This window comes from Halopelagius fulvigenes (genome assembly GCF_055398025.1).
Genome location: NZ_AP043846.1, coordinates 2,565,291 through 2,580,341 on the forward strand (window position 1 = coordinate 2,565,291; position 15,051 = coordinate 2,580,341).

Consider the following 15,051-nt stretch of genomic DNA (forward strand, 5'->3'; position numbering starts at 1 on the left):
TCAGTTCGTCAATTCCTCTCTCGACTGACCGGTTTATCCGAAAGCGCTGCTTCCGGGTCGATGTCGTTCGTTGCGCACCAATGACAGAAATCGAGTTCTGCATCGAGTTCTCGACGACAGTTCGGACAGTGCGTGAACCGTCCGTTCGACGTAACTGTTATTCGAGAGATTGCATTCTGCGCGTGTGCGAGAAGGTACGCATCAACGGTACTGAGTCCCCCCACGATTAGAACCGGGGCGATAGCCGACGGACTCACCGTGCTTCCCGCTCGGAGGGCCGAGATAGTGCTGGGGTCGACGAAGAGAGCAGTCACAGCAAAGAGTACAGCGAGCCACCCGAAAGCGCGTTTCCACCGCCGGAGGTAGAGGTGGCCGAGTCCAGTAGCGACCGTAGCAAGTAGTGCAGCGAGCCACGGCCGTTTTCGCGAAAGCCGTTCTTGCATGTACTGACTAATCAGTCAGTTAGTCATAAGTCTTGTCGGTCTAGAGACGGCATTCTGTACCCGAGACAGACCGACAGTCGAAAAGGGAAGTTGGCCGTCCGTTTCAGTCAGCGGCCTGACCGCCGTCGACGGGGATCGTATGGCCGGTGATGTACGAGGCGTCGGACGAGAAGAGGAAGGCGACGACGCCAGCTATCTCCTCCGGTTCCGCGACGCGTTCCATCGGGACATCGGTCATCGCCGACACGTCGAACGGCATCGAATCAGGGCCGCTTTGTCGAGCTTCCGAGTTCGCTTGAATGTTCGTCTTCGTCGGGCCCGGAGCGACGGCATTGACCCTGATTTCTTGAGCCGCGTATTCGAGCGCGACCGATTTCGTCAGACCAACGACTCCGTGCTTACTAGCCGAGTAACTGGAGAGCCCAGCCATCCCCACCAATCCGGCCTCCGACGCAGTATTGACAATCGCACCGTTCTCCTGTTCTGCCATGACGGGCAGTTCGGCTTTCACGCAGGCCCATACCCCCTTCAGGTTGATGTCGAGAAGCCGGTCCCACTGTTCGTCCTCGATGTCCGTCACTGCCGCAAAATCAGTAATGCCGGCGTTGTTGTGCGCGAAGTCGAGACTTCCGTAGGTGTCGACCGCGACGTCTACCAGTCGCTCGACCGACTCAGTGTCGGAAACGTCGACTTCAACGAAGGTTGCGTCACCGCCGGAGTCCTCAATTAGGTCTACCGTCTCGCGACCGGTTTCTTCGACGACGTCCGCGACGACGACGTTGGCTCCCTCCGCTGCGAGACGCTGTGCCGACGCACGTCCGATCCCCGATCCTGCTCCTGTTACTAGTGCCGTCTTCTCTTCCAATCCATCCATATGTTTACTTCGCGTCGATTGATGTCGTTATTTGCACGATCTTTCTCCTCGCATCTCTCGCCGATGAGGGATGATGGACTGCCGATTCGGTAGCGATCTAGCTCACCCGACAGGGGAGAGATCGGAGACCGTAGTGTTCCGATATCGGTCGAAGCCCAGACAGATCCGCATCGAGACTGTCGAAGCGCGTGAGAAGTCGGTCGAGCGCGATATCCGCCTCGAGACGCGCGAGCGGTGCGCCTAAACAGTAGTGGACGCCCTTTCCGAATGCGAGGTGTTGGTTCGGCCGACGCTCTGGACGGAACGCCTCCGGTCCGTCGAAGACCTCTGGATCACGGTTCGCGGCGCCCACCCAGACGTTCACGACCTCCCCCGCCTCGATCTGCTGCCCGCTAAGTTCGACGTCCTCGACGGCAACGCGCTGTACTTCCTGTATCGGGGACCGATAGCGAAGCACCTCTTCGATGGCCTTCTTGTGGTCGATTTCGCCCGACGCCACGGCCTCCGTTATGCCTTGTTCCTCGAAACACCAGATGGCGTTAGTAAGGAGGTTCGTCGTCGTAATGTTACCCGCGAGGAGAAGGATCATACAGAAGCCGATCTTCTCTTGCAGGTTCAGTTCGTCCGCCGTCGCCGCTAGCGTGATGAGATCGTCTCCCTCGCCCGCCTGTCGTTCGTTGAGAAGTTTAGCGAAGTACTGGCCCATCTCCTTTTGAGCGGTTTCTCTCCGTCGCTTCATCCGCTGGATAGCTTCCTCGCTACTGTCTTCGGGGCGGGCGATGAGCGCGTCTGACCACTCTTTGAACCGGTCGCGGCGTTCGGCAGGGATACCCAGTAGTTCCGCAATGACCGTCACCGGGAACGGAATGGCGAACTCCTCGACGAAGTCAAATCGGCCCGCGTCTTCGAGTCCGTCTACTAGCTTGTCGGTGAGTTCTCCGAGCCGAGGTCGGTATTCGCGAAGTGCACCGGGTTGGAAACGCTCGTTTACGAACCCCCGTAGACGCTCGTGCTCCGGGGGGTCGGTGCTGATCATGGTTTTGAGTACCGCCATATCGCTCCCAGCGTCACCCGAGGGGTTCTCAGCACTCCCGGACCGATCCGCCGAGAACGTCTCGTGATCGCGGAGGACGCGATCGACGTCCTCGTAGCGGAAGACGTCCCACGTCTTGCGTTCTTCGTCGTAGTGGACAGGGGCTTCGCGCCGCATCTCGGTGTACCAGTCGAACGGCGCAAGCTTCGCGTCACGGCTCCGTAACGGGGCCGGTATCTGTCGGGCGCTATCGATCGAATCAGTTGACTGCATGGGTTAATTGATCAATTAATTAATTATAGGCCTTTCGGCGATTCCGGTCGATCAGCGTCGTACGCTGGCCGGTAATTAGGTCGAAAGCGGGCGAAACGCGTGAGGGCAGAAAACCCGGAAAGTAGCAGGCGTCAGTCGTCGCGAGCGATATCGTCGATGATGTCGTCGACGATTTCTTCTACTCGGTCAGTGGCCGTCTCCCAGTTCGTTGTCGCTCGAGTGTGGGTGGCCTGCATGAGCAGGAAGAAAAGATGATCAGCCGTCAGTTTCGGGTCGACAGGGCGGAATTCGCCGCGCTCGATACCGGTCCTGAGAATCGCTGTGATAGCCTCGCGGACGCGTTCCTCCAGGGCTGTCGTCTCCGCGCGGAAGTCGTCGTCCCAGATTGCGTGTCCCCACAACTCCACGAACACGCGCGACATCGCCGTCTCGATATCGGTTGGCGGCGACTCCATCACCTGTTGGACTCGTACGGGGTCGGGATGGAGTAGTTGCGCGACGACTTGTCGGAGTTCCGCCTCCGGGTCGTGGACCGGTTCCTCGTCTACCCCTGTGACGAAGAGGTCCACGAAGACGTCAAGCATCGAAAGTAGTAACTCGTCCTTGCTGTCGAAGTAGTGGTAGATGAGCGACGGATTCTGCCCGAGTTCGTCGCCGATATCCACGATCGTGAGGTCCGCGTAGCCGTGCTCAGCGAGCGCACGGAATGCGGCTTCTCGAATCCGTTGTTCGGTCCCCGAAGCGCCCTTCATTATGGATGTACACTATCGACGGCCAGAAGGGAACTTCGATATCAGCGAGCGACCACCGGCAGAACCTCGAACGTATCGTCACCCGAGGCAGGGCCACGCTTCGGTTCGGTGTTCGAGGCGTCGATCGAGCGTCGTCATATTTTGTCGTCCGACTCTGAGAACCTCGTGAGAGCTTATCTGCCCGTAGTATTTATTATTTGATATTTCTGTGCCAGTTCGTAGTGAGGGGGTCAGACGGGCGGGAGTCACGGCCGGAGTCGTAATCGGCGTCGTAGCGTTCGCTCTCGATCTGACCGTAACCGTCGCGGGAGTCGCAGTACTCGTCCGTTAGCTGGTCGTTCGGGCCGTCGGGAACTTTTGTTGTCGAACCCCTCTCCTAGGCGTCGGGTTACTCCTCACCAATTCATTCCCGGGTCGTCGGCGGCTTGCCGTATCCAGGACGCGACCTGCTCTTCGTCCAGCGTGTCCGTCTCCGTCAGGTCGAGAGCCTGTCTCTGCGGCGCCGTTCCGCTAGGTGGCTCCGGTTCGAGGTGCGTTTCGCACACGAACGAGAGTTTCACGTGCTTCGAGAATGCGCTGAAAGACGCGAACCATCCGTTGTCCTCGACGCCGTAGAACGGCTGGTGATACCGGACGGCGCGGCGCACATGGGGCACCTCGCGTCGGACGAGTTCGTCGAACCGCGTCGCGAACTCCCGCTTCCACCCCGGTAACGCTGCGATGTATGCCTCAACGGCCGCCGACCCGTCGGTATCGTCGTTCCGCCGCGCCTTCTGATACTGCTTTTCTCGGTCTTCCCACTCCTCCTGCGTCGGAACGTGATCCGGTAACTCGATTTCCCCGAAGTCCTCGTCCGCGACGGTGTTCTCCCCCTTCCGGCCCGATACCGCGGTCACGACCGCGATCGGCTCCGACTCTTCGGAACCGGAAAACAGGTCGAAGTCCAGCCGCAGCGTCCCTCCTCGCCAGTGGCGAGCGAATCCCACCCAGCCGTCGATGTGGTCGTCCCGGACGTCTCGCTCCACGCGGAACAGACCCAACATCGCTGGAACGACGTCGGCACCCCATTGGAGACCCTTCTCTAAATCCGTAAAGCGAACGCCATCGTCGTGGTCGGCTTGGTAGTAGGGTGCTCTGATCGCTCGGTTCGCCATCACGAGTTCGGAAACCTCTCGGGCAGAAGGAGGGCTAGACACGCTCATACTCACCTACTCAATTGGCATGTGAGGCAATTAACATATCTACGGTTCACACGCCGAATTCGGCCCGGTGCCCGTTCGCCTCCGGAACCGGGTACTCGTTCACCGACCGAGAGCGAAAGAACGACCACTGGAGGAAGATTCGACTAATCCAACCGCACCAGATGCCTCAAAACGCTCGCTTTCGACTATCGCTTGTTCCGTTGCTCCACCTTGTTCAGTTCGATGAGCAACCGGAAGACGGCCTTCACCAGGTTCGAGTCCACGTCGAACCGTTCGGCGTTCTCGCCGGCGCGTCGCATCACCTGCTCTTCCTGCCCCTCGTCGGTCGTCGGCAGGTCCCGCTCTGCTTTCACCTGCGCGACGGTCTCGGCGACGTACGTCCGGCGGGCGATGAGTTCGACTATCTCGCGGTCGATGTCCTCTATCTCCTCGCGGAGTTCGTCCAGCGTCATCTCGTCCGGTCGTCGTGCGTCGTCTGCGTCGGTGTCTCGTGTCATAGTGTGCGTGCTCCGTCTGTTCGGGTCGTCAGCAGTCGCGTCCGGCCGTCGCGTCGGTCCCACAGGTCCCTCACGCGTTCGAGGTCCGAGCGGTCGCCCACCGCGACGACGCTCGGTCCGGTTCCGGAGAGGGAGACGCCCGCCGCGTGGGGCATCGCCTCGACGGCGGGGTCCGCCGGGAAGCCGAGGGCGGCGGAGAACGCCAGCCCGTTCACCGTCATCGCCTCGGCGTACCGGCCCTCCACCGCGAGGTCGGCCACCAGTTCGGCCATCGGCGCGACGTTCTCGCAGCGTTCGACGTCGGCGTCGGCGCTGTAGGCGCGTTCGTCGGGCGTCCACACGAGGACGTCCCACTCGACTTCGTCGCGGGCGAGGAGTTCGTCCTCGCGGTTGTCCGTCACGGTGACGCCGCCGAGCATCGACGCGGAGGCGTCGTCGAACGCCCCGGTGACGGCGACGCCGGTGTCGCGGGCGGCGCGGACGCCGAGGCGGCAGGCCTCCTCCCGGTCGGGGTCGACGCCGAGGGCGGCGGCGGCGGCCAGGACGGAGGCGTTCGCGGCGGCGCTGGAACTTTTCAGCCCCGCGGCCATCGGCACCTCGCTCTCCGTGCGGACGCGGCCGCCGTACTCCGCGCCGTCGCCGTAGCGTTCGACGGCGAGTTCGACGCACCGTTCGATCAGGCGCGTGTCCGCCTCGGCGTCCTCCGCCACCTCGCCTGCGACGGTGCCGGAGTCGTCGAGTTCCACCGTCGCCGTCGTCTCGGCGTCGATGGCGAAGGCGGACCCGACGCCCGTCGCGAGGGCGTTCAGGACCGTCCCCGCACCGAGCGCTACTGCGCGGCCGTGCATACCAGTAGGGACGCGAGCGAACGGAAAGGTGTAGCGGTGGGTGCGGATTTAGCCGTCTCCGCGGCGGGGAACAGACCCATCGCGCACCTTTTCACCGGCCCGCGCCAACGCGAGAGTATGAGCGCGCGCAACGACGTGGCGCCGAGTACGCTCGGCGTCGAACTCCTCGAACACGGGGTGCAGGTCGAGTACACCGACGGGCGGACGACGCTCTACCGGGGCGTCCCCGAGAAAGTCGACGGGACGCTCACGACGAGTCCGGGCAAGCAGGTGCACGTCCTCGTCACCGACCCGACGGAGACGGAGGGCGTGATGGTGTACGTCAACGACCTCAAGACGCACGACGACATCCTCGAATCGACGGGCGTCGGGCGCGTCATCCTGGAGAAGGGCGAAGAGGAGGAGATATTCCCCGGCGTCACGGTCCGAAGCGTCGCCGGGATGCGGACCGAGGTGGAGGCCGACCCCGAGGAGGCGCGCGGGCGCGTCTTCGTCTTCGCGGAGGACGACTGGGGCGAAGACTCCTACGAGTTCGTCGACGAGGACTGATGTCGCTCCGGAAGCGCTGGCGACCGCTGACGCGTTCGACGGTCGGCGAGACGCCCGACGCCTACGGCGTCGTCGAGTTCGGCGACGAATCGGGCGACGTCATAGAGGCAACGGCCGGACTCCTCCCGGACGTTCTCAGGGAGGAACTCTCCTACGGGTCGGCCGAGAAAGTCCGCTGGAAGCGCGCCCAGTCGCCGGACCACGCGGAACGACTGCTCGACGACCTGTAGTTCGCGGTGCCGAAGGCGACGGGCCGGGGTGCCACGAACCGCCGCCTTACTGGAGGTACGACGGACTCTCCGTGTCGCAGTTGCCTTCGTGCTGTTTCGCCTCCTCCTTCGTGTCGAACAGCAACCCGCACCCGTCGCACTGGTACCACGTCATGTCGTCTCGTTCGGTCGTAGATACCATACCCGGCTGTTCGCTATCGTACCATAAAAAATCGTCCAGAAATTCAGCGATCGGAGGACGTTCGCCGCGCGGTGTCAGCGCGGAAGGATAAAGAAAGGGCCCACCTAAGGGCCGGGTATGACCGACGAGGAGGGTCTCACGCTGACCGTCCGCGGCGCGGAGAAACGCGACGCCGGGCGGGGGATCGCCCGGCTTCCGGAGGCGACGCGCCGCAAACTCGGCGTCCTCAGCGGCGACACCGTCGTCGTCGAGGGGTCGCGCGAGACGGTGGCGAAGGTGTGGCCCGCCGGGAGCACCGTCCCCGAGGGCGTCGTCCTCATCGACGCCGACACGCGCGCCAACGCGGGCGCGAAGATAGACGAGTCCGTCCGCGTCTCGAAGGTGGACGTCGAGGACGCCCGCTCCGTCACGCTGGCGATGCCCGACGACGTGGCGTTCGAAGACCAAGACCGGGCGGTGGACCTCATCAAGACCAGCCTGCAGGACCGGCCGATACAGGCGGGCGGGCAGATTCACTTCGAACGGCTCAGCAGGGACCCGTTCGTCGTCTCGGAGACGAACCCCGACGGGATGGTCCGAATCACCCGCTCGACGAGGCTCGAACTCGTCAGGCGGGGGCGCGTCGAACGCGTCGTCGCCTCCGTCGGCCCCTCCGACGACGAGGACCAGCAGTCGACCGGCGTCACCTACGAGGACATCGGCGGACTGGACGAGGAACTGGACTTGGTGCGGGAGATGATAGAGCTCCCCCTCTCGGAACCGGAGGTGTTCGCCCACCTCGGCATCGACCCGCCGAAGGGCGTCCTGCTTCACGGCCCGCCGGGGACGGGGAAGACGCTCATCGCCAAAGCCGTCGCGAACGAGGTCGACGCCACCTTCCTCACCATCTCCGGCCCGGAGATAATGTCGAAGTACAAGGGCGAGTCCGAGGAGAAACTCCGCGAACGGTTCGAGGAGGCCAGAGAGAACGCCCCGGCCATCGTCTTCTTCGACGAGATAGACTCGATCGCATCGAAGCGAGAGGACGGCGGCGACGTGGAGAACCGCATCGTCGGCCAACTCCTCTCTCTCATGGACGGGTTGGACGCCCGCGGCGACGTCATCGTCATCGGCGCGACGAACCGCGTCGATACGCTCGACCCGGCCCTGCGCCGCGGCGGCCGCTTCGACCGCGAGATAGAGATCGGCGTGCCGAACGAACGGGGCCGCCGCGAGATCCTCGACGTCCACACCCGCCGGATGCCTCTCGCGGAGAACGTGGACTTGGAACGCCTCGCCGCCCGAACGCACGGCTTCGTCGGCGCGGACCTCGAATCGCTGGCGAAGGAGGCGGCGATGACCGCGTTACGACGCTCCCGGCGCGGGGAGACGGGCGACGCGCCCGATTCGCTCACCGAGTTGGAGGTGACGGCCGCCGACTTCGAGTCCGCGATGGCGTCGGTCGAACCCTCGGCGATGCGGGAGTTCGTCGCCGAGTCGCCGACGACGACGTTCGACGAGGTGGGCGGCCTGGAGGAGGCGAAGGGAACGCTCGAACGCGCCGTGACGTGGCCGCTGACGTACGCGCCGTTGTTCGAGGCGGCGAACACGGACGCGCCCTCCGGCGTCCTGTTGCACGGCCCCCCGGGAACCGGGAAGACGCTCCTCGCGCGGGCCATCGCGGGCGAGAGCGGCGTCAACTTCATCCACGTGCGCGGACCCGAACTGCTGGACCGCTACGTCGGCGAGTCCGAGAAGTCCGTCCGCGAGGTGTTCGAACGGGCGCGGCAGGCCGCCCCGGCCATCGTCTTCTTCGACGAGATAGACGCCATCGCCACGAACCGCGACTCGATGGGCGGCGACTCCGGCGTCACCGAACGCGTCGTCTCCCAACTCTTGACCGAGTTGGACCGACTGGCGGACAACCCGAACCTCGTCGTCCTCGCGGCGACGAACCGGAAGGACGCGCTGGACCCCGCGCTTCTCCGACCGGGCCGCCTCGAATCGCACGTCGAGGTGCCCGCGCCCGACGCGGACGCCCGGCGCGCCATCCTCGGCGTCCACACCCGCGAGAAACCCGTCGCGGAGGACGTGGACTTAGACGCGTTGGCGGGGCGGATGGAGGGCTACTCCGGGGCGGACGTGGCGGCGGTGTGCCGCGAGGCGGCGATGCGCGCCATCGAGGAGGTGGCGTCGGCCTACGAGGGCGAGGCGGCGAACGACCACGCCGACGAGGTGCGCATCCGCCGGGAACACTTCGACGCCGCCCTCGACTCGGTTCGACCGGCGGGTTCGCCGGCGTAAGCGACCGAAGCGCGTTCTCCGTCAGTCGTCGTTCGACGGCGGGTCCGACCCGATAGACCGGGCGGCGGTGACGTGCGGCGTGACCGGTTGGCCGTGTATCAACTCGCTGAACGCGATGCGGACGACCTGGACCGAGAGGACGACGATGAGGGGGCCGAGGAACAGCCCGTACCACCCGAACAGCATCGGCCCGCCGATGTAGCCGAACAGGACCAACCCGGTGTGGGTGCTCCGACCGGCCAGTTTCGGCAGGACGAACGTGAGCGGGACGAAATCGAGGAAGATGAACGCGACGACCAACAGCACAGCCGGGTAGACGAGCAACGGCCCGCCGGTTCGGACGGCCGCGAACGCGAGGTAGCCGACCAACGGCACGTAGACGACTTTTCCGACGACCAGCGGAATCAGCGTCGCCAGTCCGGTCGCGAGGGCAAACGCCGTCGGGAGCGGAATCGAGACGGCCTGCGGCGCGACGAGGTTGTAGCCGTTGTAGATGACGCCCGAGAGGATGCCCACGACGAACACCAGCAGGGTGGTGCTGAAGTAGACGGTTTCGAGGTCGGTGTCCACGGCGGTGGCGTAGGCGTACCCCGCGGAGTCCTCGTCGGCCACCTCCGACCGGAACCACCCGTCGATGTCCCGCCCCTCCCGGAGGAGGTAGTAGGCGACGAGAAGCGCGAAGAACACGTGCATCACCGCCGTCGTCGCCGCGCCGAGCGTCTCCATCGCGGCCGTGATCGCTTCCTCGCCGCTTCCGCCGCCGGAACTCCGAACCGCCGAGCGAACCGTCTCGACCGGGTTCGAGCGCAACGCGTCCACGTTGACGTACGGTTGCAGGAGTCGTTGATACTGTTCGGCGACCGCGCCGACTTCGTTGAGGCCGACGAGGAAGAAGTACGCGAGGAGGGCGAAGACGGGAACCGCGAGGAGGAACACCGTCGCCGACGCGGCGTGTTCGTCCGATCCGAGGTGCGGTCGGAGGCGGTGAAACACCGGGCGCGTCCCGTAGTAGACGAATATCGCGAGGGCGACGGTGCCGATGAACTGGTACACCGCGAAGGCGAGAAACAGCGCGAGCGTCGCCGTCAGTCCCCACCACGCGATGCGCGACCGCTCCGATGGCAGACGGGTCATAGCGTCCGCTACAAGCGGGGCCGCGTTAAGCGTGTTTGCGAGGGTAACGCTCACTTCTGCAAGCGTGCGCTGTAGTATCCCGCGTCGCCGCCGTCCGTCACCTCTGCGACGGTCCACGCCGTCTCGGCGCACGCCGCGCGGAGTTCGCCCGGCGAGAACGTCCGAAAGTCGAGTCGCGGCCCGACGAGTCCGCGGCCCCGGTACTCGACGCGGAAGGTTCGGCGGCCGACGCCCGCCTCGTCGGTCGGTCGGTGTCCGTGCGACCCGTCGGCGTCGGCGGGGTCGTAGGAGTCCACGACCGCCTCGCCCGTCTCCGTCGTCGCGCGGGCGAGTGCGTCGAGGAAGGAGACCAGTTCCGCCCGCGAGGATGCAAGCGCCGCCTGCGTGCCGCGTACGAACGCCGTCTTGAAGCGGTCGGAGGCGACCGGCATCCGGAACATGTCCGCGACGAACGCGCGCTCGACGCCGCGTTCGCGCGCCGCGCGGACCGCCCTCGGACTCGCGTCGAACCCGACCACCGTCCCCCGATTTTGGACGGCGAGCGCGTGGTTGCCCGCGCCGCACCCCACGTCGAGGACGGGCGTCCGGAGGCCGTCTACGAGTGACCGAAGCGACTCCGACCACTCGTCGGGCGGCGCGAAGTAGAACGACTCGACGTTCGCGTCCCACGCCTCCCCCGTCTCGGGGTCGTAGTGGACGCACGACCCGTCGTAGTCGCCGCGAACGTAGTCCAACATCGCCGCACCGAGTGCGTCGTCCGGCATGGAGAGGACATCTCCCCGAGAAGTGATAAAACCCTGACGTGTGCTACTAACTGTCATATCCAGGGCGACCGTCCCTCAGTCCCAGAACGACTGCGTTCGCGCGTACTGTCGCTCCTGTTGGAGGATGTCGCGGTAGAAGTCGGCCTCGTCCTCGCGGAGTTTGGCGATGATTCGCGCGGCGTTCTGCGGGCCGACGCCGCGGGCGGCCAACGCGATTACGGCCTGCTTGCCGTGACTCTGGACGAGGCTAGCGGAGCGATACGCGCGCCTCGTCAGTCGCTCCTGTTCGTCGTCTTTCTCCGCCGCGCGAACCGCCTTCACCGTCTCCTCGTCCCACGGGTTGAGGCAGGCGATGCGCGTCGCGCCGCACTCCGGGCACTCGGGTTCGTCGGGGACGCGCCGCACCTTCGTCTTGCGCTTCCAGTCCTTGCAGTGGAGACACAACAGGATGACCCGGTCGTTCTGGATTCGATCCTTGATGGCCTCGATGACGCTCGCGTCGGCGTTCTCGGGGACGAGGAAGTCGCGCCCGCCCGAACTCCCGTCGATGCCGATGGGCGTGCGTTCGCGGGCGGTGGCCAGTTCCACCGCTCCCTCGTGGATTCGGCGGAGGAGGGCCGTCGCCTCCGGGACGGCCAGATCAACGTGGAACACCTCGCGCACCGCCTCGTCGTAGACGGGGGTGTCTTCGAGGGCGGCGACGAGTCGGTCCGCGCCGAAGCGCTTGTTCCCCTGATAGCGCTTCAGTGCGCCGAACTTCGCGGCCACCTGCGCGAGGGTGAACTTCAGCGAGTCGGAGTGCTTCAACGCGAGTTCGAGGAGTCCCTCGACGTGGTCGGGGTCCGTCGCCTCCAGAACCTCGACGAACGCGTGGACGGACACCTTCGGCGGCACCTCGAAGGAGACGCGGTAGGGGTCCACCTCGATGCCGACGGACGACCCGGTTCGCTGGCCGACGAGGGCCGCAAGCAGTCGGCCGAGCGTCTCGTTCACGCGGTGGCCGTGACAGGAGTTGAGGACGACCCGCCGCGCTTGGCCCTCGAGGACGAGGCGGTCCGCCGTCGGAATCGGGTGACCCGCCTCCACCTGCCTCTCGACGGGTTTCAACGCCTCCGAGAGCGTGTATTCGTCGGTCGGATAGCGCGTCAGTACGTCGCGGGCGACGGCCGACCGGTCGGCCCCCGCCTCGAACTGCCGGGCGGCGATGTCGCGTATCTCGCCGACTTCGCCCGCGACGGGTTCGGGGACGGGGATCTCCGACCCGGTCCACGACGGCACCTCGCCGGCGGGGTCCTCGATGGGCGTGACGTTCACCCGCGCCTCGTCGTCGTCGATGTCGTTGATGCGCCACATCTCGCCGCGTTGGATGAACGACGCGCCGGGTTCCGCGAAGTTGACGACGAACCGCTCGTCGAGGGTGCCTATCTGCCGCCGCGAGGACATGTCGTGGACGTCGTACGTCTCCTCGTCGGGGATCATCGACAGGTTGGCGTAGAAGTACTGCCACGTCCCGCCGGACTTCTCCAGGAGGTCCTTCTCCTCGTCCAACCACAGCAGGCGGTTGCTGCTCAGTTCGCGGACCACCTCGCGGAACTTCTCCTCCGAGAGGTCGCGGAACGGGTAGGCCGACGTGACGAATTCGTACGCCTTCCGTGCCGACGCCTCGCCGGTGTCCATGACGATGCCGACGATCTGGTTGGCGACGGTGTCGAGACTGCCGTGGTGGATGTGGGCGGGTTCCACGTCGCCCGCCTCGGCGCGGCGGGCGATGGCGAGGGCTTCGAGGGTGTCGTCCGGGTCGGCGGTGATGATGGTGCCGCGGGACACCTCGTCGCGGCGGTGCCCCGCCCGGCCGACGCGTTGGAGGAGGCGCGACACCTCGCGCGGACTGCCGTACTGGACGACGTGGTCCACCCGCCCGACGTCGATGCCGAGTTCCATCGACGACGTGCAGACGAGCGCGTCGAGTTCGCCCGCCTTGAACCGGTCCTCCACGTCGATTCGCACGTCCTTCGAGAGCGACCCGTGGTGGACTTCGATGGGCGCGCCGAGTTTCTTCACCCGCGACCCGAGCGCTTCGGCGGTCTGACGGGTGTTGACGAACACGAGCGTCGATTCGTGCTCGCGCACCAAGTCGCGGACGAGGCGGACGTGACTCGCTATCTCGGCGTCCGTGGCGAGTTCGCCCGACAGCGTCTCGTCCTCGCGCGTCACTTCGGGGTGGACGACGGTGAAGTCCACCTTGCTGGCGACGTCCACCTCGACTATCTCGAAGGACCGGTCGCCGGTGAGGAACTTCCCCACCTCCTCGGGCGACCCGACGGTGGCCGAGAGGCCGATTCGCTGGAACGGCCCGGCGAGTTCCCGCAGGCGTTCGAGGCCGATGGTCAACTGCGCGCCGCGCTTGGCCGAGGCGAGTTCGTGCACCTCGTCGACGACGACGTGCCGAACGTCCGAGAGCGCCTGCCGGAGTTTCTTCCCGGTCAGCATCGCCTGTAGCGTCTCCGGCGTCGTCACCAACACGTCCGGCGGGTCGTTCGCCTGCTTCTGCCGTTGGTACTGGGTGGTGTCGCCGTGGCGGACGTCTATCTCCACGTCCAACTCCTCGCCCCACCACTCCAGTCGCTCCCGCATGTCGCGGTTCAGGGCGCGAAGCGGCGTGATGTACAGCGCCGAGAGGCCCTCTCGGTCCTCGTCGGGAGATTCGACGATCGAGTTCAGCACGGGGAGCATCGCCGTCTCCGTCTTCCCCGTCCCGGTGGGGGCGATGACGAGGGCGTTCTTCCCCGCCGCGAGGGGCGGAATCGCCCGACGCTGCGGCTCCGTGGGGGTGGTGAACCCTCGCTTCGATAGCGCGTCGCAGACGGTTTCGCCCAGGAACGTGAACGCGTCCATACCCTGCGCGGACGGCCCGTTTTGCATCGTTTCCGCTAGCGGCGCGAGCGGATTAAGCGCACCGCTCTCGGCGTCTCGCCCCGCCGAACGGCGGTCTTTTACTTCCCGAGGAGTCGCAACGCGACGCCCGCGAGGAAGACGATGCCACCGGCGATGAACGTGACGGGCACGGGGAGGACGAACAGCAGTACGCCGAGAGCCATGACTACCGTGGAGAGTCGCATACCCACTCGCACTCCCGGCGGACGGAAATGCGGTGTTGCCGCGCGGGGTGACAGTCGCCTCAGCCGACTTACAGCGAGTCGTACGCGCCGAGGCGCGTCCCGTCGAGGAGGTACGCGTCCGCCGAGAGGAGCGCGTCGGGGAGGAACGGCGAGAGGAAGCCCTGCCCCTCGACGTTGACCCACGTTCCGCCCGACCGGTTGTTGAACGCCGGGAAGACGACGAGTTCCGGACTCCTCCAGTCGAGTTCCGAAACGTCGAGTTCGAGGTGCGCTGCGAACGGTTCGGGCCGGAGGGGGCCGCGCAACCACGCGCGTTCCTTGCGCCCGCCGCCGACCGAATCCTCGAGTCTGACGGCGGGGTGTTCGTGCGCCGAGCAGACCACGTCGGCCTCGATTACCTCCCGCTTGGGCCACCGGTGGCCGTGGACGAACCCCACGTCGCCGAGGCGGACGCCCGCCCCGTCGGTGACGGCGAACCGGTCGCCGTACTCGGGGGCGAGTCGTTCCTCGACGCCGCCGTCGTGGTTCCCGCGGACGAGGGTGACGGGGACGCGGTCGGTCACCGCCGCCGCGAACGCCGCAAGTTCGCCCTCCTCGTCGCCCTTCGGGCCGCCGATTCGGTGCCCCAAGTCGCCGAGGATGACGAGTCTGTCGGGGTCTGTCCGGTCGAGGAGCGACTCGATTCGGGCGCGCCGGACGTCCGCGTCGCTGTCGAGTTCGACGCCGCGTTCGTACCGGAGACCCGCCTCGATGCCGGCGTGGTAGTCGGCGACGACGAGTGCGCGTTCGCCGCCGACGTCGGCGACGGCCGCCGGTTCGCCGGAGACGGGTTCGACCAACGGGCCGGTGCGGCGCGGGGGTGCCATCGA

Annotated in this window: 16 protein-coding genes; 3 read left to right on the plus strand and 13 right to left on the minus strand. The window is 65.9% G+C overall.

The annotated features are described in order from the left end of the window. Window positions 1-8: 8 nt before the first annotated feature. From ACZ522_RS18095 to ACZ522_RS18125, 7 genes are all read right to left on the minus strand, one after another. Complete coding sequence (locus tag ACZ522_RS18095) at window positions 9-443, minus strand: DUF7575 domain-containing protein (protein ID WP_379696373.1); 435 nt, start codon at window positions 441-443, stop codon at window positions 9-11. 103 nt (window positions 444-546) lie between these two features. Then, window positions 547-1,317 carry an SDR family NAD(P)-dependent oxidoreductase gene (locus tag ACZ522_RS18100; protein ID WP_379696371.1) on the minus strand — a complete coding sequence of 257 codons (771 nt, stop codon included), beginning with the start codon at window positions 1,315-1,317 and terminating at the stop codon, window positions 547-549. A gap of 97 nt (window positions 1,318-1,414) precedes the next feature. After that, the gene (locus ACZ522_RS18105; protein WP_379696368.1) at window positions 1,415-2,623 is read right to left on the minus strand and encodes a cytochrome P450; all 1,209 of its coding nucleotides are present in this window, start codon (window positions 2,621-2,623) and stop codon (window positions 1,415-1,417) included. 131 nt (window positions 2,624-2,754) lie between these two features. Further along, complete coding sequence (locus tag ACZ522_RS18110; RefSeq protein WP_379696366.1) at window positions 2,755-3,375, minus strand: TetR/AcrR family transcriptional regulator; 621 nt, start codon at window positions 3,373-3,375, stop codon at window positions 2,755-2,757. 395 nt (window positions 3,376-3,770) lie between these two features. Beyond that, complete coding sequence (locus tag ACZ522_RS18115) at window positions 3,771-4,577, minus strand: DUF1801 domain-containing protein (RefSeq protein ID WP_379699852.1); 807 nt, start codon at window positions 4,575-4,577, stop codon at window positions 3,771-3,773. A 185-nt stretch (window positions 4,578-4,762) separates the two neighbouring features. Beyond that, on the minus strand, window positions 4,763-5,074 hold the full coding sequence (locus ACZ522_RS18120; protein ID WP_379696363.1) for a chorismate mutase: 312 nt from the start codon (window positions 5,072-5,074) through the stop codon (window positions 4,763-4,765). Beyond that, window positions 5,071-5,922 (minus strand): shikimate kinase, encoded by an 852-nt coding sequence (locus ACZ522_RS18125; protein WP_379696360.1) that lies wholly within the window; start codon window positions 5,920-5,922, stop codon window positions 5,071-5,073. Before ACZ522_RS18125 ends, ACZ522_RS18120 begins: the two co-directional genes overlap by 4 nt. A gap of 117 nt (window positions 5,923-6,039) precedes the next feature. Here ACZ522_RS18125 and ACZ522_RS18130 point away from each other — a divergent pair, with 117 nt between their 5' ends. Next, on the plus strand, window positions 6,040-6,471 hold the full coding sequence (locus tag ACZ522_RS18130) for a DUF5796 family protein (protein ID WP_379696357.1): 432 nt from the start codon (window positions 6,040-6,042) through the stop codon (window positions 6,469-6,471). Beyond that, on the plus strand, window positions 6,471-6,701 hold the full coding sequence (locus ACZ522_RS18135; protein WP_379696354.1) for a DUF7508 domain-containing protein: 231 nt from the start codon (window positions 6,471-6,473) through the stop codon (window positions 6,699-6,701). Before ACZ522_RS18130 ends, ACZ522_RS18135 begins: the two co-directional genes overlap by 1 nt. A gap of 46 nt (window positions 6,702-6,747) precedes the next feature. On the opposite strand, the gene ACZ522_RS18140 is transcribed toward ACZ522_RS18135, so the two are convergent. Continuing rightward, window positions 6,748-6,882: a DUF7128 family protein gene (locus tag ACZ522_RS18140; RefSeq protein ID WP_379696351.1), complete on the minus strand. Its 135-nt coding sequence runs from the start codon at window positions 6,880-6,882 to the stop codon at window positions 6,748-6,750. A 117-nt stretch (window positions 6,883-6,999) separates the two neighbouring features. On the opposite strand from ACZ522_RS18140, the gene ACZ522_RS18145 reads away from it, so the two are divergent. Continuing rightward, complete coding sequence (locus ACZ522_RS18145) at window positions 7,000-9,165, plus strand: CDC48 family AAA ATPase (RefSeq protein ID WP_379696349.1); 2,166 nt, start codon at window positions 7,000-7,002, stop codon at window positions 9,163-9,165. A gap of 21 nt (window positions 9,166-9,186) precedes the next feature. On the opposite strand, the gene ACZ522_RS18150 is transcribed toward ACZ522_RS18145, so the two are convergent. The 5 genes from ACZ522_RS18150 to ACZ522_RS18170 form a co-directional block, all read right to left on the minus strand. Further along, entirely contained in the window at window positions 9,187-10,299 is a 1,113-nt protein-coding gene (locus tag ACZ522_RS18150) for an AI-2E family transporter (protein ID WP_379696346.1), read from the minus strand. Between the two features lie 50 nt (window positions 10,300-10,349). Beyond that, window positions 10,350-11,063 (minus strand): class I SAM-dependent methyltransferase, encoded by a 714-nt coding sequence (locus ACZ522_RS18155; protein WP_379696343.1) that lies wholly within the window; start codon window positions 11,061-11,063, stop codon window positions 10,350-10,352. A gap of 75 nt (window positions 11,064-11,138) precedes the next feature. After that, the gene (locus ACZ522_RS18160; RefSeq protein WP_379696340.1) at window positions 11,139-13,985 is read right to left on the minus strand and encodes a DEAD/DEAH box helicase; all 2,847 of its coding nucleotides are present in this window, start codon (window positions 13,983-13,985) and stop codon (window positions 11,139-11,141) included. A 71-nt stretch (window positions 13,986-14,056) separates the two neighbouring features. Beyond that, entirely contained in the window at window positions 14,057-14,182 is a 126-nt protein-coding gene (locus ACZ522_RS18165) for a hypothetical protein (protein WP_379696338.1), read from the minus strand. A 68-nt stretch (window positions 14,183-14,250) separates the two neighbouring features. Next, window positions 14,251-15,048, minus strand: coding sequence for a metallophosphoesterase (locus tag ACZ522_RS18170; RefSeq protein ID WP_379696335.1), 798 nt, complete (start codon window positions 15,046-15,048; stop codon window positions 14,251-14,253). Window positions 15,049-15,051: the final 3 nt, after the last annotated feature.

Coding starts and splice junctions, on each gene's coding strand:
- ACZ522_RS18095 (WP_379696373.1), bottom strand. CDS start 443: ATGCAAGAACGGCTTTCGCGAAAACGGCCGTGGCTCGCTGCACTACTT.
- ACZ522_RS18100 (WP_379696371.1), bottom strand. CDS start 1,317: ATGGATGGATTGGAAGAGAAGACGGCACTAGTAACAGGAGCAGGATCG.
- ACZ522_RS18105 (WP_379696368.1), bottom strand. CDS start 2,623: ATGCAGTCAACTGATTCGATCGATAGCGCCCGACAGATACCGGCCCCG.
- ACZ522_RS18110 (WP_379696366.1), bottom strand. CDS start 3,375: ATGAAGGGCGCTTCGGGGACCGAACAACGGATTCGAGAAGCCGCATTC.
- ACZ522_RS18115 (WP_379699852.1), bottom strand. CDS start 4,577: ATGAGCGTGTCTAGCCCTCCTTCTGCCCGAGAGGTTTCCGAACTCGTG.
- ACZ522_RS18120 (WP_379696363.1), bottom strand. CDS start 5,074: ATGACACGAGACACCGACGCAGACGACGCACGACGACCGGACGAGATG.
- ACZ522_RS18125 (WP_379696360.1), bottom strand. CDS start 5,922: ATGCACGGCCGCGCAGTAGCGCTCGGTGCGGGGACGGTCCTGAACGCC.
- ACZ522_RS18130 (WP_379696357.1), top strand. CDS start 6,040: ATGAGCGCGCGCAACGACGTGGCGCCGAGTACGCTCGGCGTCGAACTC.
- ACZ522_RS18135 (WP_379696354.1), top strand. CDS start 6,471: ATGTCGCTCCGGAAGCGCTGGCGACCGCTGACGCGTTCGACGGTCGGC.
- ACZ522_RS18140 (WP_379696351.1), bottom strand. CDS start 6,882: ATGGTATCTACGACCGAACGAGACGACATGACGTGGTACCAGTGCGAC.
- ACZ522_RS18145 (WP_379696349.1), top strand. CDS start 7,000: ATGACCGACGAGGAGGGTCTCACGCTGACCGTCCGCGGCGCGGAGAAA.
- ACZ522_RS18150 (WP_379696346.1), bottom strand. CDS start 10,299: ATGACCCGTCTGCCATCGGAGCGGTCGCGCATCGCGTGGTGGGGACTG.
- ACZ522_RS18155 (WP_379696343.1), bottom strand. CDS start 11,063: ATGCCGGACGACGCACTCGGTGCGGCGATGTTGGACTACGTTCGCGGC.
- ACZ522_RS18160 (WP_379696340.1), bottom strand. CDS start 13,985: ATGCAAAACGGGCCGTCCGCGCAGGGTATGGACGCGTTCACGTTCCTG.
- ACZ522_RS18165 (WP_379696338.1), bottom strand. CDS start 14,182: ATGCGACTCTCCACGGTAGTCATGGCTCTCGGCGTACTGCTGTTCGTC.
- ACZ522_RS18170 (WP_379696335.1), bottom strand. CDS start 15,048: ATGGCACCCCCGCGCCGCACCGGCCCGTTGGTCGAACCCGTCTCCGGC.